The sequence below is a fragment of the Streptomyces rhizosphaerihabitans genome (assembly GCF_025399795.1).
GTDB classification, from domain to species: domain Bacteria; phylum Actinomycetota; class Actinomycetes; order Streptomycetales; family Streptomycetaceae; genus Streptomyces; species Streptomyces rhizosphaerihabitans.
This window is the reverse complement of sequence record NZ_JAODTZ010000033.1, coordinates 26,844-39,817: the sequence shown is the minus strand read 5'-3', so window position 1 is coordinate 39,817 and position 12,974 is coordinate 26,844. Positions and strand designations below refer to the sequence as shown.

At 71.4% G+C, this 12,974-nt stretch carries 10 protein-coding genes; 4 read left to right on the top strand and 6 right to left on the bottom strand.

Features of this window, described 5'->3' with window-relative positions:
• Position 1: 1 nt before the first annotated feature.
• Positions 2-991, top strand: coding sequence for a 3-oxoacyl-ACP synthase III family protein (locus N4G66_RS28525; protein WP_261707105.1), 990 nt, complete (start codon positions 2-4; stop codon positions 989-991).
• Positions 988-1,872, top strand: a complete 885-nt coding sequence (locus tag N4G66_RS28520; protein WP_261707104.1) for a 3-hydroxybutyryl-CoA dehydrogenase — start codon at positions 988-990, stop codon at positions 1,870-1,872. The genes N4G66_RS28525 and N4G66_RS28520 overlap by 4 nt, the downstream gene beginning before the upstream one ends.
• Positions 1,873-1,948: 76 nt before the next feature.
• Here N4G66_RS28520 and N4G66_RS28515 read toward each other — a convergent pair whose 3' ends face one another.
• The 6 genes from N4G66_RS28515 to N4G66_RS28490 all read right to left on the bottom strand — a co-directional run bounded on the left by N4G66_RS28515 (position 1,949) and on the right by N4G66_RS28490 (position 8,761).
• Positions 1,949-2,707, bottom strand: a complete 759-nt coding sequence (locus tag N4G66_RS28515; protein WP_261707103.1) for a thioesterase II family protein — start codon at positions 2,705-2,707, stop codon at positions 1,949-1,951.
• Between the two features lie 71 nt (positions 2,708-2,778).
• Complete coding sequence (locus N4G66_RS28510; RefSeq protein ID WP_391858895.1) at positions 2,779-4,320, bottom strand: FAD-dependent monooxygenase; 1,542 nt, start codon at positions 4,318-4,320, stop codon at positions 2,779-2,781.
• 438 nt (positions 4,321-4,758) lie between these two features.
• On the bottom strand, positions 4,759-5,721 hold the full coding sequence (locus N4G66_RS28505) for a phosphotransferase family protein (protein ID WP_261707101.1): 963 nt from the start codon (positions 5,719-5,721) through the stop codon (positions 4,759-4,761).
• A 175-nt stretch (positions 5,722-5,896) separates the two neighbouring features.
• Positions 5,897-6,499, bottom strand: a complete 603-nt coding sequence (locus N4G66_RS28500; protein ID WP_261707140.1) for a DUF1707 SHOCT-like domain-containing protein — start codon at positions 6,497-6,499, stop codon at positions 5,897-5,899.
• 51 nt (positions 6,500-6,550) lie between these two features.
• A complete protein-coding gene (locus N4G66_RS28495) occupies positions 6,551-7,840 on the bottom strand; it encodes an RNA-guided endonuclease InsQ/TnpB family protein (protein ID WP_261707100.1) in 1,290 nt (429 codons plus the stop codon).
• Between the two features lie 513 nt (positions 7,841-8,353).
• Positions 8,354-8,761, bottom strand: coding sequence for a hypothetical protein (locus N4G66_RS28490; protein ID WP_261707099.1), 408 nt, complete (start codon positions 8,759-8,761; stop codon positions 8,354-8,356).
• 589 nt (positions 8,762-9,350) lie between these two features.
• Between N4G66_RS28490 and N4G66_RS28485 the strand changes: the two genes are divergently transcribed.
• On the top strand, positions 9,351-10,928 hold the full coding sequence (locus N4G66_RS28485) for an acyl-CoA carboxylase subunit beta (protein ID WP_261707098.1): 1,578 nt from the start codon (positions 9,351-9,353) through the stop codon (positions 10,926-10,928).
• A gap of 315 nt (positions 10,929-11,243) precedes the next feature.
• The gene (gene cimA / locus N4G66_RS28480; RefSeq protein WP_261707097.1) at positions 11,244-12,875 is read left to right on the top strand and encodes a citramalate synthase; all 1,632 of its coding nucleotides are present in this window, start codon (positions 11,244-11,246) and stop codon (positions 12,873-12,875) included.
• Positions 12,876-12,974: the final 99 nt, after the last annotated feature.

Genomic DNA, 12,974 nt, shown 5'->3' with positions numbered 1-12,974 from the left:
CATGGGAATCGGCATACTCTCCACCGGCTCCTACCTGCCCAAGAACGAAGTGGGCAACGAAGAGGTCGCCGAACGCGTCGGCGTCACCGCGGAGTGGATCGAACGCAAGACACAGATCCGCTCACGCCGCTACGCCGCCGAGCACGAGGCCACCTCCGACCTCGCCGTCACCGCCGCCGAACGGGCCCTGGCCCAGGCGGAACTGACCGCCCGGCAGATCGACTACATCATCGTCTCCACCTCCACCGGAGACTTCCCGCAGCCGCCCACCTCGTACCTGGTGCAGCACGGCCTGGGCGCCTACCGCGCGGCCTGCTTCGACATCAACGTCGTGTGCAGCGGCTTCGTCTACGCACTGTCGCTGGCCCACAGCCTGGTCACCGTGCGGCCCGACGCCCGGGTCCTGGTGATCGGCGCCGACGTGTACTCGCGGATCCTGGACTTCACCGACCACAGGACCGCCATCCTGTTCGCCGACGGCGCCGGCGCCGCGATCGTCGGCGCGGTGCCCGAACCGTACGGGATCATCGCGAGCGACCTGTCCAGCCGCGGCGACGCCCACCACCTGATCCGCGTCGAGGCCGGCGGCAGCCGCAGACCGGCCTCCGCCGCCACCGTCGCCGAAGGCGGCCACTACTTCAGGATGGACGGCCGCGGAGTACGGGACTTCGTCGCCGAACACGTCCCCCCGGCGCTCCTCGCACTGGCACACAAGGCCGGCGTCGACATCGGCGCCGTCGACCACTTCGTACCGCACCAGGCCAACGGCGTCATGCTCGGCGAGGTCGTCGAACGCACCGGCCTCACCGCCGCACAGACCCACCGCACCCTGATCCGCTACGGCAACGTCGGCAGCGCCTCGGTGCCGGTCGCCCTCGACGAGGCCCACCGCACGGGAGCGCTGTCACCGGGAGACCTGGTGCTGCTCGCCGGGTTCGGCGGCGGCATGTCGATCGGAGCATCACTTCTGACCTGGGGGAACCACACATGACCACGTCCACGCAGCACACCGGCACAGGCATCGACCGGGTGGGTGTCGTCGGCAGCGGCATCATGGGCACCGGCATCGCCGAACTGTGCGCGAAGGCCGGACTGAACGTGAGGGTCGCGGTGTTCTCCGAGTCCTCGCTCGAAACGGCACCCCAGCGGCTGGCCGCCTCCCTGGACCGGGGCGTGGCCAAAGGCAAACTCACCGCGCCCGAACGCGACGCGGCCCTGGACCGGGTGTCGTTCACCCGCGACCTCGCCGAACTGGCCGACCGCCACCTGGTGATCGAGGCGGTCAAGGAGGACGAGCAGCTCAAACGGGACCTGTTCGCCACCCTCGACAAGATCGTCGAGGACCCGGACGCGATCCTGGCGACCAACACCTCCTCGATCCCGGTCGTACGCCTGGCCGCCGCGACCCGCCGCCCCGGCCAGGTGCTCGGCCTGCACTTCTTCAACCCGGTACCGGTGCTGCCGCTCGTCGAACTCGTCTCCTCCGTCCTCACCGACGAAACGGTCGGCGCACGGGCACTGGTCTTCGTCCGCGACGTCCTGGGCAAGAAACCGATCGCCTCACCGGACCGCGCGGGCTTCCTCGTCAACGCGCTGCTCTTCCCCTACCTGCTGTCCGCCATCCGCATGGTCGAATCAGGCCTGGCGACGGCCGAGATCCTCGACCAGGGCATGACCCAGGGCTGCTCGCACCCGATGGGACCGCTGCGGCTCGCCGACCTCATCGGCCTGGACACCACCGTCTCCATCGCCCAGGCCATGTACGAGGAGTTCAAGGAGCCGCTCCACGCGCCCCCGCCGCTGCTGCTGCGCATGGTCGAGGGCGGCCTGCTGGGCAAGAAGTCCGGCCGCGGCTTCTACACCTATCCCTAGCGCCGTCGCGGCGGCCCGCAACGGCGAGGGGCCCGGCCGCGAACGGCCGGGCCCCTCGCCGTGTGCGGCCGGCTGTTCAGGAAGCGGCGGCCTCGGTGAGCAGCCCCTCGGTGACGGCCGCGGCGACGCGCTCGAGCTGGTCGAAGAGGTAGAAATGGCCGCCGGGGAAGACCTCCACGGCGAAGTCGCCGGTGGTGTGCGCCCGCCACGTCTGAGCGTCCTGGACCGTCATCATCGGGTCGCTGTCCCCGGTCAGGACGGTCACCGCCGCGGCGAGCGGCTCGCCACCGCGCCAGCTGTACGTGCCAAGGGCCCGGTAGTCGGCGCGCAGCGCCGGCAGCACCAGATCCAGGATGTCGGGGTCCTCGAGCATGGCCTGTTCGGTACCGCCCAGCCTGCGCACATCGGCCAGCACATCGTCGTCGTCGTACAGGTGGTACGGGATGCCGCCGGTGTCCGGACCGCCCCGGCCGGAGAGGAACAGCCGCTGCGGGCCCGGCAGTTCGCCCCGCGCGAGCAGCCGGGCCGTCTCGAACGCGACGAGTGCGCCCATGCTGTGGCCGAACAGGGCGTACGGCCGCCCCCGGTCCGCGGCCAGCTCGCGGGCCAGCTCACCGGCCACCGCCTCCACGAGCGCGGTCAGGTCCGTGAACGGCGCTTCGTTGTAACGGTCCTGGCGTCCCGGGTACTGCACGCACACCACGTCGAAGTCCGCGGGCAGCGCGCGCGCCAGGTCCTTGAACGCCGTCGCGGAGCCCCCCGCGTGCGGGAAGCACACGAGCCGCGGCCCGTCGCCCGCGGCCGTGGTGAAGCGTCGGAACCATGTGCTGTTCACTGTGTCGGTGTCCTTTCGTCTGTGGCGCACGACCGGTCCCGGCCGGCCGGCCGTTCGTTCCGGGCGGTGCCTCATCCCTGCGGGGCCGGTCCGCACCAGGTGGTCAGAGCGGTCCGCAGCGCGGAGACGTCCGGCGCGCCGACGGTGTCGGCCGCCCAGCCGACGTGGCCGTCGGGGCGGATGAGGAGCGCGGCGGGAGCGGAGATCTCGCCGATCGCCGGCACCGGCCAGTACTCGTCCTCGCTGCGCGCCTCGATGAGGTCGACGCGGCCGGCCCAGCCCCCGGCGACGGCCGCCACCTCGGCGCTGCCGCACAGGTCGAGCAGCACGGGCCGGGCGGCGTGCAGCAGCTCGTGGACGCGGGTGACGCCGTCGGGCGCCTTGAGGTCGGCGTCGGGAACCCGGCGGCCCTCCAGCGGGTGGTCGCCGTCGGACGGATACCGGATGTCGAGTGCGGTCAGCATGTGGCGCAGCCGCCGGTTCACGTCGTCGAACACCATGAGCGCGCCGAACACCTCGCGCAGCGCGTCCGTCTGGGGGCCGGGGCGGATCAGCGCCGACTGCGCCCGGGTGTTGTGCAGCACGCGCTCCCCGACCGGGTGGCGTTCGGTGTGGTAGGTGTCGAGCAGGCTCCCGGGCGCCTGGCCGCGGACCACGGAGGCGAGTTTCCAGCCGAGGTTGACCGCGTCCTGCACCCCCATGTTCAGGCCCTGTCCGCCGGCCGGGAAGTGGATGTGCGCCGCGTCGCCCGCGAGCAGCACCCGGCCCTGCCGGTACCGGGAGGCCTGCCGTGCGGCGTCGTTGAACCGGGAGATCCACCGGGGGTTGCGCATGCCGAAGTCGGTGCCCGCGACCCTGACCAGCGACTGCCTCAGCTGCTCGAACGTCACGGGCTCGTCGCGGCCGGCGACGCGGTCGAACTCGGATGTGATCACCCGGTGCCAGCCCGGCTCGAAGGCGATCGCCGAGTAGTCGCCGGCCGCGGTGCGCCGTATCCAGACGTAGTCCTCGGGCAGATCGGGGAGTTCGACGTCGCCGATCAGCGCGGTCATCGTCGCCGCGGTGCCGGGGAAGCCGATGCCCGCCAGCTTGCGCACGATGCTGCGTCCGCCGTCGCAGCCCACGAGGTAGCGGGCGCGCAGCGTCGCGGGTGCCGTCTGTTCCGCCTGCGCCATCTGTTCTGTCTGTTCCGTCTGTTCTGCCGTGCGCAGTTCGACCGTCACGCCGGTCCCGTCCTGGCGGATCCCGCTCACCTCGCACGACCGGCGCACCCGCACGCCGAGTTCGGCGGCCCGCTCCTCCAGCAGCCGCTCGATGGCGGACTGCAGGATCATCAGCGGGTAGGGGTGCCGGGACTCGGACTCGTCGAAGTCGAGATAGAGGCCGGAGAAGTGGCCCACCGGCTGCAGTTCGCCCTCCGCCAGGAAGCGGTCCAGGATTCCGCGCTGGTCGAGCACTTCCAGGGTGCGGGAGTGGATCCCGCCGGCCCGCGACTCGCCGGAGCGCTGCGCGAGCCGCTCGGCCACCACCACGTCGACGCCCGCCAGCCGCAGTTCGCAGGCGAGCATCAGGCCCGTGGGCCCGGCGCCCGCGATCACCACATCCGTGTCCATGGCGGTGTGTCCCACGTCGTTCCCCCTCGCTCCGCTGTGTCCGCCGCGCCTGTTGCGTCGCCGCATCAGCTCCACGTTCATGCACGTGCGGGCGCGGTTCAAGACACCTCGGTGCCGGGAGGGGTACACCGCCGCCGGACTTGCCCTGTCCCGCCGGCGGGACAGGACGCGGGACAGGACGCACTGGCCCTGACGCTGCCCGGCGGCCTCTGGCAGCGATCACGAGGAGCGGTCACGGCGAGCGGTCACGGCGAGCGGTGACGGCGAGCGGTATCGCCGTTCGATTCGGGGGCGTCGCAGAGCAGCCGGCCGGGAACCGGTCCGTACCCGGTCCGTACTCGGGGCACCCCGGTGCCGGTGCGCGATCGGCTCCGCCGCCCGGCGTGACGGCCGGGCCCGACGCTCACCGCCGTACCCGAGCCCCGGAGTCGCCCCGGCTCAGCCCAGCGCGTCCATCAGGGCGGTGACGTAGGCATCCAGCCGCTCCTCCACGGCCCGCGTCGTCAGCTCCGCCCTCCCCGCCTCCCGCCACGGCCGCGCCACCCGCTGCGCACCCGCCGCGAACGCCAGCCCGTCCAGCAGCCGCCAGTACAACCGCTCGCTCGCGGCCGGGGCCAGCACCCCGCCGGCCTCCTCGTACGCCTCGGCGAACCGCAGCCCCCACGCCGGGCCGTGCAGCAGCGCGAGATTGGTGGAGCAGTGCGCCACATCGAGGTCGGCCGGGCCCCAGGAGGTCTCCACCCAGTCGACGACCCCGGTGATCCGAAGACCTGCCGGGCTTGCGGGCAGCACGTCGAACAGCACGTTGCCGGGGTGGAAGTCCCGGTGCAGGAACCGCCCCTCATAGGGCGGCGCGGGCCTGCGGATCACGTCGGCCGCCGCGGCCCATGCCGCCGCGTCGGCACCGCTTGGAGGGACGACGGCGTCGGCGGTCGTCCACGCCTCGTACTCCCGGGGCCGCTCGGCGGGTCGTAACGCGTGGATCGCCACGAGCTGACGGGCCAGCAGGGGGACGCGCGCCTCCACTCCCTCGTCACCGAGGAGCGTCCGGCCCGCCAGATGTGTCATCAGGAGCGAGGGATACTCGCACTGCGCGCCGGTCGGATCAACCGCGACCGGTCCGGGAGCCGGCACGCCGGTCCCCGCGAGCAGGGTGAGGACACCGGCCTCGCGGTTCAGCAGGCCCTCGGCGTGCTCCACGAAGAACGGGTCGACGAAGGTCCGCAGCACCAGGTCACGGGTGCCCGCGTCCCGCGTGCCGACGGTCAGCCGCCGCATTTCGGAGGTGATGCCGCCGTGCAGCGTCTCGGCTTCGACGATCCGTTCGCCCGCTTCCAGATGCCGGTTCACCCAAGCCAGGGCCAACGGCCGGACGGCCCCCGCCTCATCGTGGTCGATCACCGCGCCAGCCCACCATCCGGACGGCGGCCCGCGCAAAGGCTTTCGCCGTCTCGGCGGGTGCCGGCTGCCGAGCCGACAGGCTCATTCCGGCAGCGGCCGCACCCGCGATGTCCGGGCGCCGCCCGGTTCAGGAGACCTCGGCGACCGCCCCGCCGATTTGTTCGCGACGATGGAGTCAAGCGTCGGTGGAAAGGGACGTGGGCCTGCGCAGCAGCCACTGCCCGAACGTCCGGCGCGGGGGCCGCACCACCACACGGCCGTGGGCCTTCTGGCCGGCCAGCTCCACGCGCAGAGTGAGCGGTGTATCAGGACTCGTCGGAGTCTGACGGTACGTGAGCCTGCTGTGCACCAGCTGCAGACCATCGGTATCGACCACGATGTCCGGCCTCGTGACCAGCGTCAGGGTCTTGCCTGTCATGCCCACGTCGATCCGCAGGGTGTCGTGCGTGATCACCGCGTCGGTGAAGTCGAGGGTCACCTCGCAGTACGTCACCGCGAGCTCCAGCCTGCGCGGTACCACCCAGCGCCCGGTGCGCTCGATCGCACCGCTGTGGACCCCTTCGATCCGGACCATGTCCTTGACCTGTGCCCCGGGCGCGCCGACGGTGGCCGATACGGGCGGCAGGTCGGCGGTGAGCGTGGCCAGTTCGCTCAGGAGCCGCGCCGACAGGGCGGCTTCCAGGCGCTCGTCCAGCTCCTCCGCGCCCAGCAGGCCGTCCCCCGCCGCGATGCGCAGCACATCCACCACTCGGTCCTGGTCTGCGTGAGAGGCCCGCAGCCCGGGTGGCGAGCCGGGACCGGAGTGCTTCCCGTTGACATCCTCCCCCTCTTAAATGAGGGGGATTCCAACCGAGGTGGGTTGGGGTTCACGGACGCTCGACCGCTGTTTGGGCGGTGTCGTCCCTCCGGCACCGGCTGATTGCCGGGGGCGGGGTATCCCGCCCTGTCCTGCCGCGATGTTGGTTGCTGCGTTGGTGTCCGCGTTGCAGGTGAAGCCGCACAAGGAGCAGACGAACTCGGCTTGGCTCTTGCGCGAGTTCTTGTCGATCCATCCGCAGGCGCTGCATCGCAGACTGGTGTAGGGGGCGGGGACGTCTTCGACCCGGCCGGGGGCCTTATGTTCGGTGCGTTGGCGCAGCAGGCCCCAGCCCTGCGCCAGGATCGCCCGGTTCAGCCCGGCTTTCTGCCTGACCTGCTTGCCGGGCTGCTCGGTGGTTCCGCCGGCCGAGCGGGTCATGTTCTTGATGTTCAGCTTTTCGAACCGGACCAGGCGGTAGGTGCGGGCGAGCATTGTGCTGGTCTTCTCGCACCAGTCCTTGCGCCGGTCGGCCTCACGCGCTTTGAGCTGGGCCACCTTGGCGTACGCGGCGGTCTTCCGCTCGCTTGCCTTGGGGGCGCGTGCGGCACGTCGCTGGTGTTTACGGACCTGCGCGCGTTCCTTCACGGTGAGCTGCGGGCAGTTCAGCTTTTGCCCGTCGGAGAGGGCGGCCGTGATTTTCACGCCCCGGTCGATGCCGATGACCTCGCCGGTGCCGGGCGCGGCGACCGGTGCGGGGACGACCGCGAAGGCGATGTGCCAGCGGCCGTTGCGCAAGGTGACACGGAACGTCTTCGCGGCGGGCAGGGCGGTCCGGGTGAGCCGGAAACGGACCCAGCCGCAGCCGGGCACCTTGACCTGAGCCCACCGGCGGTTGAGCTGGTGCACCACCACGGACCGGCCCATGACCTGCCTGCCGGTCTTCGCGTTGAGCTTCGGCGAGCCGTCCTCGGCCAATTCCGCCACCCGGTCGGTGCCGATGACGCGGAATCCCTCGTGCCGGTACTTCTTACGCCAGGTCGGCTCACCGAACCCGGAGGTGAAGCGGGCGCTCTTGGCCTTAGCGAAATCCTTCAGCGCCTGCTGCTGCACGTCCGCGTTCCCGCTGCCGAGCCACTCGTTGGCGCGCCGGGCCTCGGTGAGCTGCTGGCACTGCACGGCGAAACCGGGCGCCGGCCTGCGCCACCTGCGCCAGTGCGCATGCTGCTCGACCGCCAGGTTCCACACGTACCGGGCGTGCGCGCAGTGCAGCAACATCTGCCGCTCCTGCTGCGACGTCGGGTACATACGGAAACGTGACATTCCGTCACGGTAATGGCTCAATAACGCCATAACAGCGGAATGCTCAAATTCACGCTTCGCATCCCCCAAGGAACTCCACGCCCGGCGCACCGCTCAAGCGGCCGCCGACCGGCGGCCGACGGCCCCTCAACGCCGAGATCCTGCACCGCCCTCGACGCCGTCAGGGCGACGACGAATCGCCCTGACGACGATTCCTCTACCCCTGCCCCGCTCCGCAGGGCTCGCATTCACCCCCGGCCCGAAGGCCGGGGCACCCCGCAAGGAAACCAGGTGGTCGGCGTCGATCCGCGGGGTGCGGCATGCGTCAGGCCGAGGGCGGGCCGCGACAACAACCGCATCCCGGAAGCTGGTTCGCACCGTCCTCCAGGGCTGCCGGGCCGGGCTGCGGGGCCACGGTCACGGGGGCGGGAAAGGCCTCCGGCCCAGTCGGAGAAGAACTCTCCGACTGGGCCGGGTCGTCGAGCGGGACGGGCGGCTCAGGCGGGCGTCTCGGGACGGTCCCGCTCTCGTCCGTCAGGCGGCGTCGAGGGCCTCGGTGATCTTGCGGGTCATCTCGGTCAGGGTGGGGCTCGTCCCGCCCTTGCGGGCCTGGGCGGCGGTCTCGACGGCGACGAGGACGGTGCCGCGGAAGTTGTCGGCCTCTTCCGGCGCCTGCTTCTTGAGCAGCTCCATGGCTTCCGTCAGGGCGGGCAGGACGCGGTCGGCGAGTTCGGCGGTCGACTTGCCGCCCAGGTCCCCGACCGAGGACTTCTCGGAGAGTACGTGCCCGACCAGGCCGGTCGCGGAGTGCAGGGCGATGCTGCCCTGGGTGGCCACCTTGTGGGGCGAGTCGGCGCCGGCGGCGGCGGCCATCAGCGAGACGGCGCCGTAGGCGGCGTTGCGCAGGGTGAGCTTGTCCTGGTCGGTGAGGGTGACGGACATGGCGGGGGCTCCTTTTGCGTGGTACGCCGTACCCGGCGGCGCTCCGTTTCCGTGGCTCCATAGTGGCACACATATGGCACCACTTTTGAGCCATTTATGGCACCGTGCTGCGCCAGTACCGTCTGGAAGGACTCGGCCCCGGAAGCAGCAGGCCAGAAGCTGCTTCCCTCCGATGCCGACCCGGCCCAGTCCTCCCGGCGGTTGCCGATGCGGCGGCTGCCGGCACACACCCGGGTCGCACGGCCCCCGGACCTGCCCCGCGGACAGGCGCCGGACGGCTGCAGCGGCAGCCGGACACACCGGCCGGACCGGCGGCGGGCACGCAGGGGCCCGCCGGTGCCCTCGGGGGATGGTGGGGACGCCGGCGGGCGGCGCGGCGCTCCGCGAGGGCTCATGGCCCTGCGTGATCGGAGTTCACGGCCCCGAACATCCCACCCCGCACTCGACGGACGCTCGAGCGGCGGTGGAGAGCGGCGCGGGGTGCAGGCATCGTCGTCCAGCACTCCAACCGGCTTCGAGCGGCATGGCGAAAACTGGCCGCCGGTTCACCACGACGGACGGTTCACCACGACGGCCGGAAGGAGACCCCATGACCGCCCTGGACGACACACCGGTCGGGCAGCGGCGCGGCACGGTCGCCGAACTCGAGGCCATACGTGACGCCATGCGCCGAGGACCCAGCGACAAGGCCACCGCAGCACAGCACGCCAAGGGCAAACTCACAGCCCGCGAACGGCTCCGACTCCTCTTCGACGACGGCCGGTTCACCGAGGTCGAAGGACTGCGCAGACACCGGGCGAGCGGCTTCGGCCTGGAGGACAAGCGCCCCTACACCGACGGCGTGGTCACCGGCTGGGGCCGGGTGTTCGGACGCACCGTCTTCGCGTACGCCCACGACTTCAGGATCTTCGGAGGCTCCCTCGGCGAGGCGCACGCCGAGAAGATCCACAAGATCATGGACATGGCCGCCACGGCCGGCGCCCCGATCGTGGGCCTGTGCGACGGCGCCGGCGCGCGCATCCAGGAAGGCGTGACCGCACTCGCCGGATACGGCGGGATCTTCCAGCGCAACGTCCGCAACTCCGGGGTCATCCCGCAGATCAGCGTCATGATGGGCCCCTGCGCGGGCGGCGCGGCCTACTCCCCGGCACTGACCGACTTCGTGTTCATGGTGCGCGGCACCTCGCAGATGTTCATCACCGGACCCGACGTGGTGCAGGCCGTCACCGGAGAGCGGATCAGCCACGACGAACTGGGCGGCGCCGACACCCACACCCGTCTCTCCGGAGTCGCCCAGTTCGCCTACGACGACGAGGAGAGCTGCCTCGCCGACGTCCGCTACCTGCTGTCCTTCCTGCCCTCCAACAACCGTGAACTGCCGCCGTCGCAGCCCTGTGCCGACCGGCCCGACCGGCTCACCCCGGCCATGACCGACCTGGTGCCCTCCGACGAGAAACGCGCCTACGACGTGCGCGGGGTCATCGAGGAGTTCGCCGACGCCGGCGACTTCTTCGAGGTCCACGAGGCATGGGCGCCCAACGTGGTGTGCGCCCTGGCCCGCCTGGACGGCCAGGTCGTCGGCATCGTCGCCAACCAGCCCGCCACGCTCGCCGGGGTCCTCGACGCCAAGGGCAGCCAGAAGGCGGCCCGCTTCGTGCAGATGTGCGACTCCTTCAACATCCCGCTCGTGACACTGGTGGACGTGCCGGGATTCCTGCCCGGCGTCGGCCAGGAACACGGCGGCATCATCCGGCACGGCGCGAAACTCCTCTACGCGTACTGCAACGCGACGGTTCCCCGCATCCAGCTGATCCTGCGCAAGGCCTACGGCGGCGCGTACATCGTCATGGACTCGCGCTCCATCGGCTCGGACCTGTCACTGGCCTGGCCCGGCAACGAGATCGCAGTGATGGGCGCCGAGGGCGCCGCCGGCGTCGTCTTCCGCCGCGAGATCGCGGCCGCCGCCGATCCCGAGGCCGCCCGCGAGCAGCACATCAAGGAGTACCGGGACCAGCTCATGCACCCCTACTACGCCGCCGAACGCGGCCTGGTGGACGACGTCATCGACCCCGCCGAGACCCGCGTCAGACTGATCGACGCGCTCGCCGTGCTGCGCACCAAGTACGTGGACCAGCCCTCCCGCAAGCACGGCAACCAGCCCCAGTGACCGCGGGGCAAGCCACACGCCGCCCCTTCGCGGACACGGCCGCCCCACCACCCGCCGCCGCGGCGGCCACCCCGGCCCGCAGGGCCCCGGCCACCCTCACCGCAGCCCTTCCCACCCCCGCCCGCCACCCCAACCCCCGCCCGACCCTCGCGCCCGCAGCCGCACCCGCCCGGCCCTCGCGCCCGGACCCTCCCGCACCCACCAGGGTGTTCCTGCTTCTCGGCCGGTCCTCAGCCGGGAATCGAGCGCGAGGGGTCTAGATGGACGGTGGAGCAGGTCATACCGGTAGACCGAGATCCCTTACAGGAGGCCAGCATGAGCAGCGGCCCGAGCAGACACACCGGCAAGCCCACCGGCGGACTCGACGACGCCTTCCACGTCTTCGACACGACGCTGCGCGACGGCGCGCAGCGCGAGGGCATCAGCCTCACCGTGGCGGACAAGCTGACCATCGCCCGGCACCTGGACGACTTCGGGGTGGGCTTCATCGAGGGCGGCTGGCCCGGCGCCAACCCCCGCGACACCGAGTTCTTCGCCCGCGCCCAGCAGGAGACCGACTTCAAGCACGCCCAGCTGGTCGCCTTCGGCTCGACGCGGCGCGCGGGCGGGCGGGCGGGCGAGGACCTGCAGGTGCAGGCCCTGCTGAGGTCCGGCGCCCCGGTGATCACGCTGGTCGCCAAGGCGCACGACCGGCATGTCGAACTCGCCCTGCGCACCACCCTGGAGGAGAACCTGGAGATGGTCCGCGACACCGTCTCCCACCTGGTCGCCCAGGGCCGCCGCGTCTTCGTCGACTGCGAGCACTTCTTCGACGGCTACCGCGCCAACCCCGACTACGCGACATCCGTGGTGCGGACCGCGCACGAGGCCGGCGCCTCCGTCGTCGTCCTGTGCGACACCAACGGCGGCATGCTGCCCGCCCAGGTCCAGCCGATCGTGCACACCGTCCTTACCGACACCGGCGCCCGGCTCGGCATCCACGCCCAGGACGACACCGGCTGCGCCGTCGCCAACACCCTGGCCGCCGTCGACGCGGGCGCCACCCACGTCCAGTGCACCGCCAACGGCTACGGCGAACGCGTCGGCAACTCCAACCTCTTTCCCGTCGTCGCCGCCCTGGAGCTCAAGTACGGCAAGAAGGTCCTTCCCGAGGGCAAGCTCCGCGAGATGACCCGGATCTCGCACGCCATCGCCCAGGTCGTGAACCTGCCCCCCTCCACCCACCAGCCCTACGTGGGTGTCTCGGCGTTCGCCCACAAGGCGGGCCTGCACGCCTCCGCGATCAAGGTCGACCCCGACCTCTACCAGCACATCGACCCCGAGCAGGTCGGCAACACCATGCGGATGCTCGTCTCCGACATGGCCGGCCGTGCCTCCATCGAGCTCAAGGGCAAGGAACTCGGCATCGACCTGGGCGGCGACCGCGAACTGGTCGGCCGGGTCGTCGAGCGCGTCAAGGAACGCGAACTGCAGGGCTACACCTACGAGGCCGCCGACGCCTCCTTCGAACTCCTGCTGCGCGAGGAGGCCGAGGGCCGGGCCCGCCGCTACTTCCGCGTCGAGTCCTGGCGGGCCATCGTCGAGGACCTCCCCGACGGCACCCACGCCAACGAGGTCACCGTGAAACTGTGGGCCAAGGGCGAGCGCATCGTCGCCACCGCCGAGGGCAACGGCCCCGTCAACGCCTTCGACCGCGCCCTGCGGGTCGCCCTGGAGCAGATCTACCCGCAGCTCGCCAAGCTGCAGCTGGTCGACTACAAGGGCCGCATCCTGGAGAGCAAGCACGGCACGAAGTCCACGACCCGTGTACTGATCTCCACGGCGGACGGCGACGGCGAATGGTCCACCGTCGGCGTCGCCGAGAACGTCATCGGCGCCTCCTGGCAGGCCCTGGAGGACGCCTACACCTACGGCCTGCTGCGCGCGGGCGTCGAACCGGCCGAGTAGTACGCCGACCGCGGGCACGCTCCCGGAACAGAGGCAACGCCCCTCGTGCCGAGGGGCGTTCACCGACCCGACCTCCGGTGCGTCCACCGAGCGCACCGG